Raw genomic sequence first — 18266 nt, 5'->3', positions numbered from 1 at the left:
TCAGATTCCAATGATTGCGTTGCCAATTGTCGCCGATCCAGTACTTCGACTCATGGAGCAACGGGTAGGCATCCCAGGGAGAGCATAACACTGCGTTAGAGGCTGACAGTATTCAAAAATGGCGTTCCCAAGGTCAACCTTAGAGATGCCTCCAACTGTGAACGATTTGGCATGCGTCTCAGATACACCCCAATTGACACTAAATGGGGTTTTTACGAGGGATCCCAAGGAGAATGAAAATGAAACACTTGCTGTGAAAGATGAAGTCGCACTTTGCGTGCACGTCTTTGAATCAATTTCAGAAATATCGATCGCATAGGTTCGCCCTTGGTTTTCCGGAATCCAGTTATTGCCATCAATCGTTTGCGAGAACACAGGGTAGCCCGGGAGAGAAAGTATCCTTAGTTGGGGCGGCTCGATCCAACCGTCTAGTAATTGAACCTTCTTAAACGGCCAAAGACCCCAGCCGGTATAGATGGTCTTTGTCTTATACTTGGGAACGCCCGGGGTATGCATTTCGTTCCGCAAAAACACAAACAGCTTGCTTTGAACTGGCGCCACCGCACCATCAAGCGCGTGTATCCAATGGAGTGAGAACGCAAAATCCGGCTCACCACCTGGACACGGCTGGTTATCGATAAAGCCGAACACTGCCTCGGACTCCAGACTTAGAGAGGCTAGTCTGGTTGCGCTTTTTTTGTCTTGGGCGGCATACAGCTGTCCCATCGGACAGTCGGGCTCAGGCGGTGGTGGCGGCGGTGACGGTGGCGATGGCGGATCAGTGGGAGCACATTCAGCCGTGTAGACGTCGCGAATATCTTCAATTGTATGAACCAGGACGACACCGGGCATACCTGGCATTGGAGACTTGGCCCCAATCCACTGCTGCAGCGGTGCGCACTCGTCAAATTCGAGGCCAAAACGCGTCTTAAATGAAACACCGTACGTGTCAATTCCTGTGGCTGGATCGACCAAATATTCAAATGGATTGGTTCGAATCGCATACCCCAAGATGTCCGTTGCGCCAAACTCGGCCACGTCCAGCACTCTTCCGCTGGAAAATAACCAAGCCCCTTCGCCGCTGGCCTGCTGAACCAACACGGGGAGCGCCGCATCCAAGTCATCCTCTGCCGAACGTAGGAATTTGTCTGGTATTTTGAAACTAGCCAGCGGATCTAGCGCGAGGATAAACCCCACGGGGTCGCCAACGCCCCTATACGCCGTTAACTGATGAAGCAAACCATTTAAATACGAACGAACGGTGCCCAGTCCAATGGGTTCCTCGAGAATACTAAACAGGTCTACCTCGCGAAAGCGGATGTCATCTTGATCCATGGCTTGAATCAGCAAATTTTTAAACTGATCGCTTTCTTCGATGGCAATTGACAAGGCGTAGGCGAGCGTTTCGTGGGCATCTGCCGCACCGCCAATCCATTGCTTGTCATATGGCGAGGTGTAAATCGGGTAGTCGCCTGCGACCGTCAGTGCAGCGGACGTTGCCGACGTCGCAACAACGTCGGATTGCTGTTCGACGCAAGAAGCCACCCCCCCTGCGAATCCAAGACCCGCGACGCCGACACAGACAACCTGTCTGAGATGCAGTGACCTCATTGCGATCGTCGGGCGTTGCGTGCCCTGCTTTCTGCTGCTGAAATTTGAATGTTTCATAACTATTCCTTTCTTGAGACGTGGATTCGAACGGCTCGCGGTGTCCCGCGCATCTGAGCGCCCACTACAATCCCGGGTAAGGGGCGCGATAAACTAAATCGGTCAAGACGTCGCACTAACGCCGGACAACGCCTGCGATGCCAATTCGGCGACCTCAAGCACTAATTTGAAAATCTCGACCTTATATTTTGAAGAATTAACCTTAATTTGTTCATCTGAAATGTTCTATATCGACACTGCCTAATCTAGTCAATCAAATTCTTTTTGCCTTTCCCTCAAACTCTCGTCCAGCTAAATGCCTGTATTTAAACAACAACATGTATCCTACGAGCTAATACCCCTCACAGTCACAGTGCAAGCAGGCAACTAATGAGCAACATTCACACAGTTAAGGTGCAATCGAAGTTGGACATCGATCATGCCTGTCAAATCCAAGACTTTATTGCCCAATCAGAAGCGCTCCCGCTCCGTTGACACCCCAATCCACTATCAGTGATCTGAGCTTCAAATCACCCGATCCGGCTGCTTGCACCCACGACGGCCCTGCTCGGCCCCTGCCACCCTCCCCAATTTCCGCCTAAAATTTCCTACCCTCCGATATCAACGGGGGGCATGTTGGGGTGGTGCGGGAGGTGACCGATGCGATCGCGTATCCGACGTATTTCGACAACGACGGCCGGCCTACCACCTGCGACCTAGGTCCCACGGAAGACGTGGCGGTCGTCAAGTTTTCGCCACCGGTGGACCATATCGCCACGGTGCCACTAAACACGTAGCCGGCGTTAAACGATCCGGGCATTGCGCATACGTTCGCGGACTATGGGCTAGACACCTCGATCCCTCAACCGATCGAGGCTAGGCCCGCCCCCGGCACCCTGCGCACCATGACCTTGCCTTCGTCGCGGTGCGATGGCCTGTATGCCGCCGAAGAATCCACCACGTGTTTCACGCCAGGACGTACGACGATTTATTATGGCGATAGCGGGGGCCCAGGCTTCGTCATCGATGGCCAAGGGCAGCGCGTCCAGGCGACGGTTACCTCTCGCCTCATGGTTCGAGAACGTTGCGTTGGTTCTGCCTATGGCGCGGCGAATCTCTCGGTTGACCGGTATGTCCCTTGGATCATGGAACAGCTCAGATAATCACCGGCTGGCGCAGGCGCCATCTCAAAAACTGATGCCCCCGGCGGGCAAGACTCAGTAATTCGTCGCCTACCGCTCGCCAAATGCGTAAAATCACGCGCGCCGTAATGGCACAAATGTTGATGAAGTGCTGGCCATGCTGAAAAAATCAAACCTGCTTCTATCATGCCTTTTTCCTATGACGTTCTTGGGCCTGGCCATGGGCTGCGGCGCCAACAGCCCGCAGCCAGTCTCCGGGCCGCCCATCGAACCGCCGTCGCTCGAGGAGCCAAATGCCGACACCGCCGCGCACTCGCTCGGCACCCTGGCCGACGACGAAGGCGCTCAACGCGTTGCCTGTGCCAACATCAATCTCGCGCTGGCCAATGCGCCGGATACCGAGGCCGTCTTCATCAACGTGGCGTTGTTTGGCCCCCTTGAAGATACGCCGCCGATGATCGGCGAGACCTTTGAGATCGATCTGAGTGAGACGCCAGATGCGTTGCGCGTGCAATATGGCAGCAACCTCACCGTTGATGTATGCGACGACACCGATGATCCAGCCCAACAGCCCGTCATCCAGGATGAATTTCTGCCCATCTCGGGCACGCTCGTGATTGAGGTGACCGAGCAGACCAATGTCTCTTCACAATACCGCGCACAGGTCTCGCTGGTCGACGTGCGGTTCTCCGAGGACACCGCGCCGGTCACAGTCGACCTAGGGATCGAGACCTACGGCTGGCTGCCCGGCTGAGGTTGGCAAGCGCGGATGCGCGGCGACCGGCAGCGCGGCTCAACTAGCCTTGGTTGCCGGCGGCGCGGTGGCGATGCGAATGCGCGAGCCCTGGCCCCAGACCGTGGCCCACCACATCTTCCACGTCAGGGGCGAATAGAGAAAGCTGGCCTCAGGCGGCGCCAGCGCGGGATAGCCGGTCGCGAGCTTGGTGAGGTCTAGGGCGGCGGCGTTGTACAGTGGCAGGTTGGGGCTGTCGATGATGTCAATCAGCCATTCGATGCGATGGCGGCGCTCGTTTTGCGCCCACCACGTGCGCCACGCCGCGCCATCGACGCCCAGGTCGTGGCGGGTGAGCGCGTTGCGCGCCAGCTCGACGTGGCCTTGGCTCGCGCCGGCAGCGCTGTCCGAATCGGGGCTCGTGGCAGTCATGCGCGCACGCTGGCACATAAGCCGCCCAACGTCAGGTGCCAATCGCATAGGCGCGGCTTATCGTTGTGCGAGCCGCGGCACCGCCGCACCGTTTATTCGCTCGGCGGCGCCGCGAGCCACGTCGCCACCTCGGCGCTCTCATGGATCACCCGGTCGCTGAGCAACATGGTGGTTCCGAGATAGCCAAAGCTGCGCACCATGGTGGCGTCGCCCACCAAGCTAGGGTTGGTGGTGTTGGTTAGGTCAAAGGTGTCATTGGCATAGGCAAGTTGGGGGGCGTCGGGGGCCCCGAGCGCCAGCCCACGCCGCCGCAGCCGGCCCGCGACGTGGCACGACACGCAGTCGACGGTGTCGGGATTGTGCATCGTTGTTGGGTTATCGATTTGCTGGGCGAGGGCAATCGCGGCGTCGACCTCAGTGGGCGTACCGGCAAGCTCCCCTGGTAGGGCCTCTGCCAAGGCCAACAGGGTCGTCGCAAGCGGCGAGCTCGGCGAAATTTCGAGTGGCGTGCCAAACACGCCCACGAGTTCTTGCGTGTAGCTGCCGGTGTTGTGGGCGTTAAACGGCACCAGGGCGCCCTCCTCGACCTTGTAGCCACCAAAGCGCCAGCCACTGCTGCGCCCGATGACGAACATGAAGGTAACCTGCGAGAGGTTTGCCTCACCGACATTGGCCGTCAGCATGGCGATGAAGGTGGCGCCAAGCGGCGAGCCGAGCCCGTCGCGGGATAGATCAGGATGGATTCCCAGCGGCGCGTCGGCGCCCACCGGCGTTTCTGCGGCCCACGCCTTCCACTGCGCCGACGCGGTCGCAAATTGCGCCTCTTCTAGGTCGTAGAGCAAGTGGATGGCGTTATCGGTGAGAACAAAATCCTCAACGCCGTTGGGATCGCTTGCCACAGGCTGAGCGACCAAGCGGATTTGCCGGCGACAGGCCGCAGGATTTGTTTGCAGCAGCGCCCCATCGGGAAAGCAGGGATCGAGGCGCGCCGCGACGATGCGCCAATGCTCATAGGCGAGCTCATCGCTGGCACCGATCTGGAAATCTGCGATAGCCGTCGCAAGGTGTTCGGTTGGCAAGAGCACGCCACCTTTGGCCGTGGCATCGAGGCGCAACCATGACTCGTCGTCGCGACTGCTGGGCAGTGGCAGCAACACCGAAACGTCGGCGAGCGCGATCGCTGGGTTCGTGGGAACCGGGGTTGTGGGCGTGCCGTCGTCTTCGTCGCCACAGCCTAAGGTGCTAGTGAGCAACACCAGTAGCCAGCTAAACGTGAGGGAAATGAGCCAGGTGGGCTTGGGCGGGTTCATGGCGGACATGCCAAGCAGAAAGCGTGCCAGCGCCTTCGACATGCCAATGCTTGTGAAGCTGTCTTATTACAGTAAATCAAGATTGGTTTACACGTACATGGGCAACACCCCAGCATCGACGCGTTCACCGCGCTTGCCGGCACCTCGATTTACCACCAGATGAGTCCGAAACACGGTAGTTGGTGTGATGTAAGCAAAAGTAAACATAGAGCCTTAGGCGGCAAGAAAAATCAGTATTGAAGTTGTTCACGGATGGTGGGATGAAACCGCATTCCTATGAAGCATATGGCTTGGTTTTGTCTAGCGAGTTTATTGGCGTTTGCTGGTTGTGATTCGGATGCTGGGCCGCGCTGCCAGGACGTCGAGTCGCAGTGCGAAAACGGCATGCTGCTTTCATGTGACGAGGCAACCGGCGAACTTGCCCCAGCGACCGCATGCGAAACCGGCAATATCTGCCGCGGCACGGCGTGCGAACCGATTTCCGCCGAGATGCTCGATAGCGGCAATGCCTTGGCGCAATACGCGCAAGCGATCGAAGATTACACCGCGCAGATGACGCTCGATATAAGTGGACCCTTGCTCGCCGCGCAGAACCAATACTATATCTCCGATGGTTCGGCGTTTGCGTTCGCGACCGCCGTGATGGCCATCTTCAATGCGTCCTATCAGGGCCACACGTTGATTGGCTTTGACACCCCCGGGAACGGCGACTGTAACCGCAATGCTGGCAGCCCGTTTGCTTTTTCGCTCGATTCCTACTTTGGCGCGTGTACCCGCATTGCCGGCGACGACATCGTGGTCACGTATGTCGCCCCGGACCCAGAGGTGAACAGGATGGCGCTCGGCAAGCGCGATCGCATCGTCGCCTTGAAAACCCTTGGCAGCGAGAACTTGACCGGCCAAGCGTTGCTCGACCGACTCGCGGCAACGCCGCTATGCCAATGGTCGGTGCCCAATGACAGCGCGCGGCTTGATACCGCGGCGGCCAACCTCTTTGCGGTGCTAGAGCCCGGTGAAGTAATTTCGGTTGTGTCTCCTTCCGGCGATACGCGCGATATCACCGTGCCGGCGCGCAGCGATTGGATCGGATGTTATGATGGCGCATCGCGCCCTGAGTTTAACGACGAGATGTTTAAGGCGTATCAACGCCCCGACGGAGTTGTCATCGTCGTGATGTCAACGTTCGGCAGCCATCCAGATCATCCCTTCCCAAGCCCGCTCAATGTGGCGGCCTATACCCAATGGATCACGGAGAGCATTGAGTTGGTGACCGCGGCGATCACTGCGTTTGAGGATGTCACTGGGTTGGTCTACGACGTGCGCGGCAATCGCGGCGGTGCGCAGGAATACGCCATGGCGCTGCTGGCGCAATTGCCCGCCACGGAAGGGGCGATTGGCAACTGCTACGCGCGGGTTCCGATGTCGTCGCCACCGACGTTCTCCGATGAGGCGGAGTACCCATTCCCATATGACTTTCTTGCCGGCGACGTATTGCCTCCGCCGCCTATTACCGCGCTTGGCAACATTCGCCAGGCCGTCGTTACCGATGGATTTTCTGCGAGCGCGACCGACTGGATGGCGCACTATGCTCAGATGCATGACATCCCAGTGATTGGGCGTCCTGCGTCGGGCTCCTACGGCTATAGGGTCAACAGCTCGTTCGTGGTCAAGGACATTGCGCCGGTGAATGCCAACACGCCTGGCATCTACAACTACATCTCGGGCGCGCGCTGCTTGGATGGCGCAGGTATGCCACTCGAGGGCGTGTCAAGCGTTGACGTCGCGGTCGAGTTGAACGCCAACGACGTTGCCAACGGCGTCGATACCCAGCTCGAGGCGGCGGCCGCGCTTGTCTTAGCGCCGTAATCAAGTTCAGCGAGCTGAAGACCAACAGCAGTGATCTCAAGCCAATCTCTGTGATCTGAAGCTTTAAATCAACTCAGATCCGGCACGTTGCAACCCTCCAGCCCTCCTCGGCCCCTGCCACCCTCCGCAATTTCCGCCTAAAATTTCCTATCCCCTCGGCTGGATCAACCCGTGGGGCAGCGAATGGCGGTGCCGGGCGCCGCGAAGCCCTTTGTGACCAAGCCGCGGCAAATGACCATGTACGAAGGGGAAGCGCTGGTGGGCTACCTCAATGCTAAGGTGTCGACGCAGGAGGTTACGATTGCGAGCTATGATGTCGAGCCGCCCACGGGCGCGGAGCCTCGCACGGTTGAAATCGTTCACCATGTTGACGAGTTACTGACGGAGAACGATCAACGGATCACGCCTAGCTATGACGGCAAGTCGTATTCTGAATTGGCACTGGAAATCTCAATGACGAAATATAAGGCGGTTTCGTCTGGGCGACCCGTGATTGTAATTTCCTTAACGACCGCGATGGTGCACGCGTTGTCGGCGGACTTTCCCGCCCCGCTGGCCTCGGTTCGCACGCCGACGCTTGATAGTCAGCGAGTGTTCTCTATGCTGCCTGAGGCCAAGGCGCTTAAGGCGCTCGGCTATGATCTGGGCGCCGCCAGTGTGGGTCACAATCTGTGGGGCGTCCCCTATTTGAAGCTCTCGCCGCCAACCATCTTGTCTAGGTAAGTCGTAGTAAGAATTAATGTGCAACATCAATCTCAGTGATCTGAGGCTAGAAGTGGACCCCTGAAATTCCGGACCCTGGTTGAGCCAACGGTGGAAATGAGGAGAGGAAATTTCTGGCCGAAATTGCGGCTGGTGGGAGGGGCCGAGCAGGGCTGGCAGGGTGCCAGGTTGCGGATCCGGGGTGATTTAGAGCCTTCAGATCACAGAGATTGGCCTAACGCAGTGACTAAGGTGGTGTAAACATATTCATTCGCTAACTGGGGACTCGTCTCCCAGGGTAGCACCCCCACACCGTACCAAGGGCGCCTTACATGTAAGGCCACCAAATCCGCAACTGGCTGCAATGCCTCACAACTACCAAAGCCAAGCCATTGGCATTAGTTCTGCATGACAGGCTGTCATGCAGCTTTCCCTTATCCGCCCTCGAGCAATCCTGACTCTCGCCTTGATCATTTCATCAACCGTGGGTTGTCTGGCCGCGGGCGGTGGGACCAACGAGTCCGAACTACCTCCCGGACTCTCCATCCATGAAGGCACCGTCGACAAATCCGGGGCCGCGCGCGTATGGCTCGAGATTGATGCGTCGGCGCACGCTTACTTGCTGCGTTCGCGGGTCTCCTTTGATTGTCCGGGAGTCGGACAAACGACCTCCTGCCGGGTTGGCGAAATTGAGTTAGAGGCACAGCTTGCGCCCTATCTCACCGAGATCTTGCGGCGTATCGAGGCCAAGACCATCGTCTTTGACGCCGTGGTCACGAGTGGCTTGACCTCCTCGGGTGGCGTGCTTGAACCAAAATTTCCGTCCGTGGTGCTGACCGAGGCGTTTCGCGGCCTACTCGCCAACCCCGAATCATCATGGACCGGCGGTTCGCACGGCGTAGGCATGCGCATTGACACGGGGTTCCAATTGGATGGGACGACATACGGCTGCAAGGCCCTGCCCAACCTGCCAATCCCCGCGGTGTTTGTCTATGGCTGGAGCGAAGCACAGGCGGCATTTGACGCCGCCGAGCCGCCCAGCACCTTCCTCACCAGCGTCACCGCCGAGCACGCGAGTGGCTACTGCATCGTGACGGTGCACCAAGCCTACGAAAAAATCACCGATGCCCCGCCTCTCGCCGAATAAGCGAACCTGCCACGCCAAGATGTCTAGGCTTGATCCAGTTTCGTAGCCAGGTTGTTAAGCAGCGAGAAGCCTCGCGGCGGCTCGCTCATACGTTACTGGGCTAACATAGTCCAGCGTGGAATGAAGACGTTGCTGATTGTAGTACACTTCGATGTAGTCGGATAGTGCCGCATGCGCCGCTGGCATTGACGAAACGTATCGCCGTGTTCGGTCTTGAGAGTTGAGAACCAGCTCTCCATGGCGGCGTTGTCGTAGCAGTTGCCAGTGCCGCCAATATCAGTGATCTGAAGGCTTCAAATCACCCGTGATCCGGCACGTTGCAACCCTCCAGCCCTCCTCGGCCCCTGCCACCCTCCGCAATTTCCGCCTAAAATTTCCTATCCCCGCGCCCGTGACACGTTCTTCACTGGATCAAATCCAACCTGGGTCCAGATTAAGATAGGGATATGGCAATGGCGGACAGCGTCATTGTCTCTTTGGGGTCTTTGGACACCACTCGATTGTGGCGTGTACGTGAGGAACTCTACGCCGTAGCGCGCCCGTAAGGCACGCACGGCGGCATAGCCTTTGCATACTTTCACAGTAATGAGGACTTCCACAGTTTTCGCCGCAACGACGTTATGTCTCGCCACCATTGTCTCTGCGTGCCTCGACGGTGTGTCTGACCCGGCCGAGGCCGAGCAAGGAGCCGGCGGGAATAAGCTTGGTGGCATCTTTCATCGCGACGTGCAGGACAAATATGTTGGGGTAGTGCTTGTCCAAACCGGCGACGACGACTACCAGCAAATTTGTACCGGCACGATCATCTCTGATCGACATGTCCTTACCGCCGCACACTGCGCGATGAACGACATGGATGTAACCATAAAGGTTGTTGGCAATGGCCACATGGTTCTATTGCGCGGAACCATCGAGCCGCACCCCGAATACGACGCTAATGCTCGGACACCAAACGATATCGCGATTGTTACTCTTGCTCCCGACTACCAGACGGACAAAATTAAGGCATTCTTTGCCAGCAACAAGATTGGACTGGCGGATGCAACCTCGATTCCAAAATCCAACTGGACGACCGTCGGGTTCGACATTCCCAACGCGTGGGGCAACACACCGCCAGAGCGCCGCTACGGAGACATGGAAACCGAGTGGTGCTTACTACATCTCAACGAGACGTTTTGTTTTGAAGACGATGACGGCGGCGTAATTTTTGGAGCCGGCGATTCGGGCGCCCCCATTCTCATGAATCCGCAGAGCGGCGGACCTCAAGTCGTTGGTGCCGTCGCGATCCGGATTAGCTCCGTCGCCTTCTCATTGTGGCGCACGGTGCATGCGATCGATATTCTTCCCTATCGCGCATGGATCGATGCGCAGCTGGCCCGCTAGCGATGAAGGTCCCGTGATCATGCAACAGTTTCGTATCTCAGTGTTCTGAAGGCTTTACATCACCCGTGGTCCGGTACGTTGCAACCTAGCCAGCCCTCTACGGCTCTTGTCACCCACCGAAAGTTCCGCCTGAAATTTCCTCCCCCCCACCATTTACAACGATTCCACATCGCCACTTGCCACTGGGAGACGGAAGTGACGCTCGCGGTATGGCTAGGTCATTACAATGAGCGCTAACTCCTCCGTTGCGCCCTCACCCGCCGCGGCCGGGGCCTCGCCAGCGCACGATGCGCGGCGGCCAAGGCGTGAGGCCATCGGTGGCGCGCGTGGGTGCCGCGCGCGCGGTGAGGCGAGCTACCATGGTGAGCATGTCGACGTCGGAGGAGGCTGGTGGCGAGGCATGCGCGCGCACCGTTTCGACGTCATCGGTGTCCGCGGTGATCACCGGCGGCTGCGCCGTGCCGGCGGCCAACTCGACGCGGAAGTGCCATGCGGCGTCCGGCGAAATGATCGCGGCGGCGTAGTCGGCGCGGTCCGCGTCGCTAGCGCCGCGCAGCAAGACAAAGCGCGCGCCGGCCTGCGGCCGCAAATCATAGATCAGGGCATCGCTGATGCGCACCACCGGATCGCGTAGCTCAGGCGCGCTCATAGGCCGCGATGCGCCCGGCGTGGGCATAGACATTAAAACGGCTGCCGCGGACGAAGCCGCACAGCGCGATGCCGCAGCGCTCCGCCGCATCAATGGCCAGCGTCGTCGGTGCCGAGATGGCCGCAACCACTTCGATGCCGGCGGCCGCGGCCTTGGCCACGAGCTCAAAGCCAACCCGCCCCGATAGCATCAAGATGGTGCGCCGCAGGGGCAGCCGGTCCGCGAGCACAGCCCAACCAATCACCTTATCGACCGCGTTGTGGCGGCCGATGTCTTCGCGCAGCACCAAGAGCGCACCCGTTTCATCGAACAGCGCCGCGGCATGAAGGCCGCCACTTGCGGCGAAGCCAACTTGCGCCGCCGCCAGCTTGTCTGGCAAACCATTTATGACGTCCCGCCCCACCACGAACACGTCCGCATTGCCGCGTGGTGGCAGGCCCGCGCGGAGCAGTTGCAAATCGGCGATCATCGCCTTGCTGCAGGCGCCGCACGCGCCCGTGGCCACCAGCGGGCGAGCGCTGAAGCGCGACGGATCGATATCTAGATCTACGACATCGTCGCCAAGCGCCACGTACGGGGCCAGCGGCAAGCCCTCGCCGTGCAGCAGCCCCGCCACTAATTCGGCGTCGCCGCCAGGCGTGCGCAGCATGGTTAGCACCTGCGTGCCGCGCGCGCGCAGGACCAGCGGCGCCTCTTGCGCCACCATATCCGCCTCTACACACGTCGCCTCATAGCGGATCCGGGTCACCTGGCGTTCGCTTGACATCGAGCCTAGTCATACCATGACGGCGGTTTTTTGCGGGTTTAGGGGGCCGCCAAGCGGTGCCTAGAACCAGCGATGCTAGACTGACGCGATGACTGGCGCCGCTTCCAAGGACTGGGTATTTCGCGACCCCGTGCACGGCCTCATCGAGCTGCGCGGCGAGCACGCCAAATTCGCCGGCCTGCTGCAAACCCGCGCCATGCAGCGCCTGCGTCGTATCAAGCAAATGGGCTTTGCGTGGCTGGTCTACCCCGGTGCCGAGCATTCGCGCTTCGGCCACGCCTTGGGCGCCATGCACATCGCCGGCCGCGTCGCCAAGCAATTGCGCCTGCCCGCCGACGTCACCGGGCACGTCATGATTGCCGCGCTGCTACACGACGTGGGCCATGGCCCGTTCTCGCACGCGTGGGAGCACGTGTTTCCGGCAACAACGCACGAGCAGTGGGGCATGCGCATCATGCGCGAAGACGCCGAGCTCGTCGCCGCCTTGCAGGCCATTGAGCCGGGGCTACCCGACACCATGGCGCGGTTTTGGGGCAAGACGTATCGCCCGCATTATGTGCGCAAGCTGGTATCGTCGCAGCTCGACGTCGACAGGCTAGACTATCTCCTGCGCGATGGGCATTACTCAGGCGCTGGGTACGCGACCTTCGACCTCGAATGGATCTTGCATGCGATTCGCGTCGCCGAGGTGCATCCCGAAGCCAGCGGCGACGAGCGGCTGGACCTCGTCGTCGACTATCGACGCGGCATGTATGCGGTCGAACAATATTTGTTCGCGCGCTCGTACATGTACTCGCAGGTCTATCACCACAAGACGGTGCGCGCGGCCGAATGGATGTTCATCAAGTTGTTTCGCCGCTTTGTCGAGTTAGCAACGAGTGGACATGAGCCGCCTGGGTTGCCGCAAGCCAGCGCCTTGGCGCGCGGCGAGCCCATCGACATTGCCGCCTATATGCAGCTGCACGACGTTTCAATTGTGAATGCGATCGACACCTGGGCTGGGCGCACCGCCGCACCCGCAGCCGCCGACCCAGTTATTGCCGACCTCGCGGCGCGCCTCGTCGACCGCCGCCTATTTAAGACCATCGACCTTGGCGACGACGCGGAAACCGCTTCCGCGATCGCGCCGCGCCTGCGCGAACTCGCGGTCGCCAAGCTCGGTCCGCACGGCAACTACTATCTTGAGGTCGACGACGCCATCCAAGTTGGCTACCGCGGCGGGGTCGATGAACTTCATGTCATTGGTCATCCGCGCCACGGCACCGTCACCCTAGGCCGGCTGCTCGAGGACATGCCGCTGGGCCAGCCGTTGTCGGCGATTCGCATTGTCTGCGCGCCGGAACTACTCGCCGACGTCCAGGCGATGATCCGCGCTTAGCCTGCGCACCCGTGGGGATTGCGCAATTTTGGCACGCTGGCGCTTCCACTGCCGCCAGCGCGTGATATGGCACCCCGATGGCGAGCATCGTTTATAGGTACCGCGACCCCGCCGCGGTCGCGCTGGGCCTTCGCGAGCTGCGGCGCAAGGGTCTGACCCCGCGCGGCCTCTGCTTTGTCGCCCTCGATCCACGGGGCGAGACGCACATCGTGATTCCCGAGAACCTCGACCTCGTTGCCGATCTAAAAGTCGGCGACAAGCTCGGACTTGAGTGTCCGCTGGAGGGACGCTTTTTCACTTCGACGCCGTGCACCGCCTGCCAGGCGATTCGGTGCTGTTTACGGGTGACCGCCGGCTTTCTGACACCGGCAGCGCATCCGAGGTGGCGTGCGCGATCTCCGAATGGCTCAAAGGCTCGAGCTCTAAGAACGTGTTCCTCGGCTGCACACCGCATCAGCCTGGCGCGTGGTGGACGATTGACCAGCGTTCGCCGACGCATGATTTCCACGCCGCGGGCTTTGTCGACTGCGTTGTCTCCACCACAGGCGTCATCGCGCGGCGCATGGGCGAGCCGCACCTCTACTATCGTGAATTTCGCGCCTTTGCCCAAGACGGCTCGCAATTCGACGGCTGGCAGCGCTGCTTCACCAGCGAGTACGGCAACATCTTGTTGCTCGAGCGCCGGGTGCAAAACTATCGCCTCGTGCTCACCTGCGAGCGCGGCCTCATCGAGATCGACGTCAGCACGCTGCCCGAGAGCGCGCTTGAAACGGCGCGCGTGCCGATGCGCAGCGGCTTTGGCGTGGTTGGGCGCATCGACGGCGGCGCGTTTGCCGTCACGGTCGGCCGCGTCGAAGACTGGGGCCTCGCGGACGTCAGCCAAGCCATGCTTGTCGGCTCGCCGAATCAATCGATCTTGGATTTGCCCAAAACGCTGCGCGCGAGTTCCCAGGGCGGCGCGTAACTTCCTGCTCGCAGATAGTGTGGGCGTACCGGCAGGTGGGCGCACGTGTCTTCCTGCTCGCAGATAGGTGTGGGGACGGCAGGTGGGCGCACGTGTCTTCCTGCTCGCAGATAGCGACCCTCCGGAGCACGGCGAGACGGCTGTGGTATCCACCACGCTCGGTGCCAGTACCATCGCCCTGCAATTTATGCTCGCGGAAGAAACGTGCGCCCACCTGCCGGTAAGTTTGCGCGCTGAAGAAACGTACGCCCACCTGCCGGTAAGTTGGCGCGCTGAAGAAACGTGCGCCACCTGCCGGTAGGCTGCCCGATCGAAATGATCGAAGTGCGGGCTAGTTCGCGGCGATCGGCGCCGGCTTGTCGTTGCGCAGTGCCTGCGCGACAAAGGCGGCGTGTGCTGGCAAGGCGGCAGTCCAGACGTCCCAGGTGTGGCCACCGGGCGTTGGCGTCCACGTATGCGTTACGCCCGCGGCGGTCAGCGCGGCGTGCAGCGCCTGATTGGGGGCGAACCACAAATCGCCCTCGCCGCAGCCAAACAGCACCGCGAGTTGGCGCAAGTCCTGCGGCTTGGCCTTCACCAAATGCAAGGTCGAGCGAGCGTGCCAGGCCTCGGTATTGGTTTCATACGGCCCAAGCAACTTCTGCAAGGCCTCGCGGCTCTTGGCGTGCGGCAAATCCACCGCGCCCGACAGCGACGTCACCGCGACAAAACGCTCCGGCGCCGCAAACGCCAGCGTAAATGCGCCGTGCCCGCCCATGGAATAACCCGAGATGGCGCGCCGCTTGGTGGTCGGCAAATGCGTATCAACCCACGGCACCAGATCGCTTAAAAACCAGGTTTGCAGGCGATGCGTTGGCACCTGCGTCGCGTCGAGCCACCAGCCAAAGCGCTCGCCATCGGGCGCCACAATGATCATCTGGTGCTCAGCCGCGAGCCGTTGCAACTCTTCATGCGCGTTGTCCGACCACGCCTGGTAGCTCGCATCGGCGCCGTGCAGCAAATACCAAACCGGCAGCCCCTCGGCTGGGACGTCGACCGGCACAAACGCGAGCAACGGCGTGTTGCCACGCGCCGCTGACGGCACGACATATTGCAGCGCCTGCGCCGGCTTGACACCACTCGCCGCGGGTTTTGGAATCAGGCCAAGCATGCCCTCGAGTCGCGTCGCGAGGTGATGCGCGACGTACTGGCCGCCCAGCCGCGTAAAGTGGATGCCATCGCTCATGCGCATCAGCCCGGACTCGCCGTTGTATTTCACCGACACGCGGTACTTGCCGCTGGCGTCGACCGACAAGTCGTAGGTCGGCACAAAATGCGCGCCGCTGGTTTTCATCGCCGCCTCGCTCACCTCGTCGAGCATGCGCTGGGTGCGGTTGAACTTGTCGCTCTTCATCGCCGGCAGCCCGAGCAGATAAAAGGTGGCGCCGCCCTTTTTCACCACGCCGACCAGCCAGAGCGGACGCCGCGTGTACTCGGCCTTCCACGCGTCGGTGCCGACCGTCTGCGGCTTGCCGTTGGCATCGACAATATTCTGCGCGTCATTGCCGCCAAACTGGCCAATCACTACGTCGGGCTTAAATTCGCGCATGAGGCGCGCCGTCTCGGCGGGCCAATCAAAGACGTCTGGCCGCGACAAGCCCGTTGCCGCCTTGCCGCGGCGCTTGACGACGACGTTGGCGTAACGAGCTACCAGCTCGCGCTCAAGCTCGGTGCCAACCGCATGCTGAATGCTCGACGCGCCGACGATGAGCACGCGCACGGTCTTAGTAGCGTGGCCAAGCTTGGTCCAGCTCGCGCCTGGCGGCTGGCCCGCGGTAAGTGCGAGTGCGGGCGCGGCGACGGGGCCATCGCTGGGCACGTTGGCGTCGGCAAGCGCGGCGGCATCGAGTGGACTCGGCACAGGCGCAGCGGCGGCACCAAAAATCGTTCCAACTCGGTCGAGCGGCGCTAACGCATCATCGAGGTAGACGCGCAACGCGCCGAGCCCGGTCGCCTTAGCGCCAGCTTCGACGATCGGCGCACTCAGCGTCGCCCAACGCGCCGGTGATTCAGGAAACGTCGCTTTCTCGACAAAGGTCTGCGGCGAAAACAGCGCAACCGCAATGGCGAGGAACACCGCGCCGAGCACGGTTGGGCCTACCGGCGAGATGGTTTGCGGCACCGTCACGACGGGCTTGTATTTGTCAACAACGGGCAGCTTGGCGGCCATTTACACACCATCCATCTTAGAAGCCAAAGTAGATTGCCGGCGAGATATCTGCCGGCGCAAGCAGAATAACGAGGATCGCAATAAGTGTCCATAAAAGCGGCCGCGCCAGCGGCGGCGTCGCGTCGTGTAAGCGCTCAAAGCCGCGCCTGAGGTGTTGGCCGTAGAAATTGAGCAGCAGGCCAATCGCTATTAAAGGCAGCACCAACCACTCGAGGCCCTGGCCCTGCCACGAGAAATCGAGCAAATTGCGGAAGTACAGCAACGCCACCTCGACGTCGGTTGAGCGAAAGAAAATGCGCGCCAGCACCACGTAGTTCATGGTCGCAAACCAGCACAGCGCGGTGTAGCGCCAGGAAAACGCCAGCGTGCCTTTGGCGTGGCCGTGAGCGGCGCGCCAGTCCTGCACCATCTTGTAGGCAATGATGGCCACCGCGTGCAGCCCGCCCCACACGATGAACTTCCAGCCGGCGCCGTGCCATATCCCTGTGACGAGCATGACCACCGCCAAATTCACGTAGGTCCGCACATAACCGCGCCGGCTGCCGCCCAGGGGCAAAAAGACGTAGTCGCGCAGCCAGTTGCTAAACGTCATGTGCCAACGCCGCCAAAATTCGCTGATATTGGTCGCGCGATACGGTTGGTCGAAGTTGTTGGGGAGATAGAAGCCGAGGAGCAGAGCGACGCCCATCGCAATGTCGGTGTAGCCGGAGAAATCGGCCCAAATCTCAATCGTGTACGCCCAGGCGCCGACAAATAGCTCGGCGCTGCTAAAGCCCTCGGGCGCATTGAAGATATCTTCGACCACGTGGGTCGAAAGCCAGCCCGCGAGCACGACCTTCTTAAATAACCCAGAGGCGACCAGGCCCACCGCGCGCGACAGATCGGGAAAGCCCGCGGGCGACGGCGCGTGCAGCTGCGCCATTAGATCGGTGCTGCGAATGATTGGCCCAATAATGACCTTGGGGAAAAACGTAAAGAACACCAGCGCGTCGAGCAGCGTCCCCGCCGACACGCCGCGGCCGCGGCGCAGATCGATGAGATACGCGAGGCCCGTAAAGCTGACGTAGGATAGCCCCAGCGGCATGGCGATCTCTAAGATCGGCAGCCCCGAGCTGACGCCAAACGCTTTCGCCAAGGCCTCGAGATTGTCGCGGAAAAACCCGTAGTATTTAAACCACCCCAGCGACCCGAGGAACATGCCGACGCCGGCGATCATGGCCGCGCGCTTGACGCGCTCTGAGCCACTGCCGGTGACGACGCGGCCGAGCAGCCAGGCCGCCGTCGAGGTCGACAAGATCCACAGCAGCAGCGCGGGCTTCCACCCGGCGTAGAAGGCGCAGCTGGCCGCCAAGAGCAGCGCATTGCGCGCGACGCGGTGGGTACGGACCGCCCAAAATGCGATCAGCACCAACAAAAAGAACAGCGCGAATTCAAGCGTCGGAAAATGCACAGCGACCCCCAGGGCGAACAGACGAAGCGGGTGGCCTGGCCCACCGCCCCGAACACTACATGCTCGCCCCTCGCGTCAACAACCAGCCCCGCCGCCTATTCCCGCACCAGGAGGCGTGGCAGCTACGCTATTCGCAGCTCAGCGTCTCGGGCACGCAGGCCTGACCGAAGATGGTGTTGCCGGTGGCGAGGTCGGCGCACTCATAACCTTCGCCACAGCCGCGGTCGTCGGTGCAGGCCGCGACGCAGCGCTTGCCGCTGTCGCCAACCTTGACGCAAAGGTTGCCATTGTCGCCGCAGTCCGAGTTCTTGGTGCACGCATCGCACATCTTGCTCAGCTTGGCGAACGGATGGACCGTTGGGTTGTTGTCGATGCCGTGGATGCCGTACATCGAATTAAACCAATACGAATTGCTGTCGAGCTTGGTCAACAGGCGCTTGATTGGCTCAGGGCGCAGGCGGCCGCTTGAGTCGCGGGCAATCAGCGCG

18 protein-coding genes are annotated in these 18266 nt (G+C 60.6%); 9 read left to right on the top strand and 9 right to left on the bottom strand.

Features of this window, described 5'->3' with window-relative positions:
- Nucleotides 1-1668 carry a hypothetical protein gene (locus IPL79_14900; protein ID MBK9072267.1) on the bottom strand — a complete coding sequence of 556 codons (1668 nt, stop codon included), beginning with the start codon at nucleotides 1666-1668 and terminating at the stop codon, nucleotides 1-3.
- Nucleotides 1669-2291: 623 nt separating this feature from the next.
- Here IPL79_14900 and IPL79_14895 point away from each other — a divergent pair.
- The 3 genes from IPL79_14895 to IPL79_14885 all read left to right on the top strand — a co-directional run bounded on the left by IPL79_14895 (nucleotide 2292) and on the right by IPL79_14885 (nucleotide 3543).
- Complete coding sequence (locus IPL79_14895; protein MBK9072266.1) at nucleotides 2292-2444, top strand: hypothetical protein; 153 nt, start codon at nucleotides 2292-2294, stop codon at nucleotides 2442-2444.
- A gap of 108 nt (nucleotides 2445-2552) precedes the next feature.
- Complete coding sequence (locus IPL79_14890; protein ID MBK9072265.1) at nucleotides 2553-2810, top strand: hypothetical protein; 258 nt, start codon at nucleotides 2553-2555, stop codon at nucleotides 2808-2810.
- A gap of 178 nt (nucleotides 2811-2988) precedes the next feature.
- Nucleotides 2989-3543 (top strand): hypothetical protein, encoded by a 555-nt coding sequence (locus IPL79_14885; protein MBK9072264.1) that lies wholly within the window; start codon nucleotides 2989-2991, stop codon nucleotides 3541-3543.
- Nucleotides 3544-3582: 39 nt separating this feature from the next.
- Here IPL79_14885 and IPL79_14880 read toward each other — a convergent pair whose 3' ends face one another.
- Together IPL79_14880 and IPL79_14875 are read right to left on the bottom strand one after the other, a co-directional pair.
- Nucleotides 3583-3954 carry a hypothetical protein gene (locus tag IPL79_14880; GenBank protein MBK9072263.1) on the bottom strand — a complete coding sequence of 124 codons (372 nt, stop codon included), beginning with the start codon at nucleotides 3952-3954 and terminating at the stop codon, nucleotides 3583-3585.
- A 92-nt stretch (nucleotides 3955-4046) separates the two neighbouring features.
- Nucleotides 4047-5306 carry a hypothetical protein gene (locus IPL79_14875; GenBank protein ID MBK9072262.1) on the bottom strand — a complete coding sequence of 420 codons (1260 nt, stop codon included), beginning with the start codon at nucleotides 5304-5306 and terminating at the stop codon, nucleotides 4047-4049.
- Nucleotides 5307-5648: 342 nt separating this feature from the next.
- Here IPL79_14875 and IPL79_14870 point away from each other — a divergent pair, with 342 nt between their 5' ends.
- From IPL79_14870 to IPL79_14860, 3 genes are all read left to right on the top strand, one after another.
- On the top strand, nucleotides 5649-7130 hold the full coding sequence (locus tag IPL79_14870; protein MBK9072261.1) for a hypothetical protein: 1482 nt from the start codon (nucleotides 5649-5651) through the stop codon (nucleotides 7128-7130).
- A 171-nt stretch (nucleotides 7131-7301) separates the two neighbouring features.
- On the top strand, nucleotides 7302-7853 hold the full coding sequence (locus IPL79_14865) for a hypothetical protein (protein ID MBK9072260.1): 552 nt from the start codon (nucleotides 7302-7304) through the stop codon (nucleotides 7851-7853).
- A gap of 445 nt (nucleotides 7854-8298) precedes the next feature.
- Nucleotides 8299-8979, top strand: a complete 681-nt coding sequence (locus IPL79_14860; GenBank protein ID MBK9072259.1) for a hypothetical protein — start codon at nucleotides 8299-8301, stop codon at nucleotides 8977-8979.
- 54 nt (nucleotides 8980-9033) lie between these two features.
- On the opposite strand, the gene IPL79_14855 is transcribed toward IPL79_14860, so the two are convergent.
- Nucleotides 9034-9165: an IS3 family transposase gene (locus IPL79_14855; protein ID MBK9072258.1), complete on the bottom strand. Its 132-nt coding sequence runs from the start codon at nucleotides 9163-9165 to the stop codon at nucleotides 9034-9036.
- Nucleotides 9166-9564: 399 nt separating this feature from the next.
- On the opposite strand from IPL79_14855, the gene IPL79_14850 reads away from it, so the two are divergent.
- The gene (locus IPL79_14850; protein ID MBK9072257.1) at nucleotides 9565-10362 is read left to right on the top strand and encodes a trypsin-like serine protease; all 798 of its coding nucleotides are present in this window, start codon (nucleotides 9565-9567) and stop codon (nucleotides 10360-10362) included.
- Between the two features lie 253 nt (nucleotides 10363-10615).
- Here the strand turns inward: IPL79_14850 and IPL79_14845 are convergent, their stop codons facing one another.
- Complete coding sequence (locus IPL79_14845) at nucleotides 10616-11011, bottom strand: hypothetical protein (protein MBK9072256.1); 396 nt, start codon at nucleotides 11009-11011, stop codon at nucleotides 10616-10618.
- The gene (fdhD, locus tag IPL79_14840; GenBank protein ID MBK9072255.1) at nucleotides 10998-11777 is read right to left on the bottom strand and encodes a formate dehydrogenase accessory sulfurtransferase FdhD; all 780 of its coding nucleotides are present in this window, start codon (nucleotides 11775-11777) and stop codon (nucleotides 10998-11000) included. The genes IPL79_14845 and fdhD overlap by 14 nt, the downstream gene beginning before the upstream one ends.
- 88 nt (nucleotides 11778-11865) lie before the next feature.
- On the opposite strand from fdhD, the gene IPL79_14835 reads away from it, so the two are divergent.
- Both IPL79_14835 and IPL79_14830 read left to right on the top strand, forming a co-directional pair.
- Nucleotides 11866-13155, top strand: coding sequence for an HD domain-containing protein (locus IPL79_14835; GenBank protein ID MBK9072254.1), 1290 nt, complete (start codon nucleotides 11866-11868; stop codon nucleotides 13153-13155).
- 307 nt (nucleotides 13156-13462) lie between these two features.
- Nucleotides 13463-14119: a hypothetical protein gene (locus tag IPL79_14830; protein MBK9072253.1), complete on the top strand. Its 657-nt coding sequence runs from the start codon at nucleotides 13463-13465 to the stop codon at nucleotides 14117-14119.
- A 331-nt stretch (nucleotides 14120-14450) separates the two neighbouring features.
- Here IPL79_14830 and IPL79_14825 read toward each other — a convergent pair whose 3' ends face one another.
- From IPL79_14825 to IPL79_14815, 3 genes are all read right to left on the bottom strand, one after another.
- Entirely contained in the window at nucleotides 14451-16328 is a 1878-nt protein-coding gene (locus IPL79_14825; GenBank protein MBK9072252.1) for a DUF459 domain-containing protein, read from the bottom strand.
- Between the two features lie 16 nt (nucleotides 16329-16344).
- A complete protein-coding gene (locus IPL79_14820) occupies nucleotides 16345-17778 on the bottom strand; it encodes an MBOAT family protein (GenBank protein ID MBK9072251.1) in 1434 nt (477 codons plus the stop codon).
- A 127-nt stretch (nucleotides 17779-17905) separates the two neighbouring features.
- Nucleotides 17906-18266, bottom strand: a 361-nt coding sequence (locus IPL79_14815) for a hypothetical protein (protein ID MBK9072250.1), incomplete at its 5' end; no start/stop codon positions are given.

The organism is Myxococcales bacterium (assembly GCA_016716835.1).
GTDB lineage: Bacteria > Myxococcota_A > Polyangia > Haliangiales > Haliangiaceae > JADJUW01.
Note: the sequence above shows the minus strand (reverse complement) of the source record. Positions and strands in the feature narration are given on the sequence as shown.

Excerpts from the sequence above, each read along its gene's own strand:
- IPL79_14900 (MBK9072267.1), bottom strand. The coding sequence starts at position 1,668 with ATGAAACATTCAAATTTCAGCAGCAGAAAGCAGGGCACGCAACGCCCG.
- IPL79_14890 (MBK9072265.1), top strand. The coding sequence starts at position 2,553 with ATGACCTTGCCTTCGTCGCGGTGCGATGGCCTGTATGCCGCCGAAGAA.
- IPL79_14885 (MBK9072264.1), top strand. The coding sequence starts at position 2,989 with ATGACGTTCTTGGGCCTGGCCATGGGCTGCGGCGCCAACAGCCCGCAG.
- IPL79_14880 (MBK9072263.1), bottom strand. The coding sequence starts at position 3,954 with ATGACTGCCACGAGCCCCGATTCGGACAGCGCTGCCGGCGCGAGCCAA.
- IPL79_14875 (MBK9072262.1), bottom strand. The coding sequence starts at position 5,306 with ATGTCGAAGGCGCTGGCACGCTTTCTGCTTGGCATGTCCGCCATGAAC.
- IPL79_14870 (MBK9072261.1), top strand. The coding sequence starts at position 5,649 with ATGCTGCTTTCATGTGACGAGGCAACCGGCGAACTTGCCCCAGCGACC.
- IPL79_14855 (MBK9072258.1), bottom strand. The coding sequence starts at position 9,165 with ATGCCAGCGGCGCATGCGGCACTATCCGACTACATCGAAGTGTACTAC.
- IPL79_14850 (MBK9072257.1), top strand. The coding sequence starts at position 9,565 with ATGAGGACTTCCACAGTTTTCGCCGCAACGACGTTATGTCTCGCCACC.
- IPL79_14845 (MBK9072256.1), bottom strand. The coding sequence starts at position 11,011 with ATGAGCGCGCCTGAGCTACGCGATCCGGTGGTGCGCATCAGCGATGCC.
- fdhD (MBK9072255.1), bottom strand. The coding sequence starts at position 11,777 with ATGTCAAGCGAACGCCAGGTGACCCGGATCCGCTATGAGGCGACGTGT.
- IPL79_14835 (MBK9072254.1), top strand. The coding sequence starts at position 11,866 with ATGACTGGCGCCGCTTCCAAGGACTGGGTATTTCGCGACCCCGTGCAC.
- IPL79_14825 (MBK9072252.1), bottom strand. The coding sequence starts at position 16,328 with ATGGCCGCCAAGCTGCCCGTTGTTGACAAATACAAGCCCGTCGTGACG.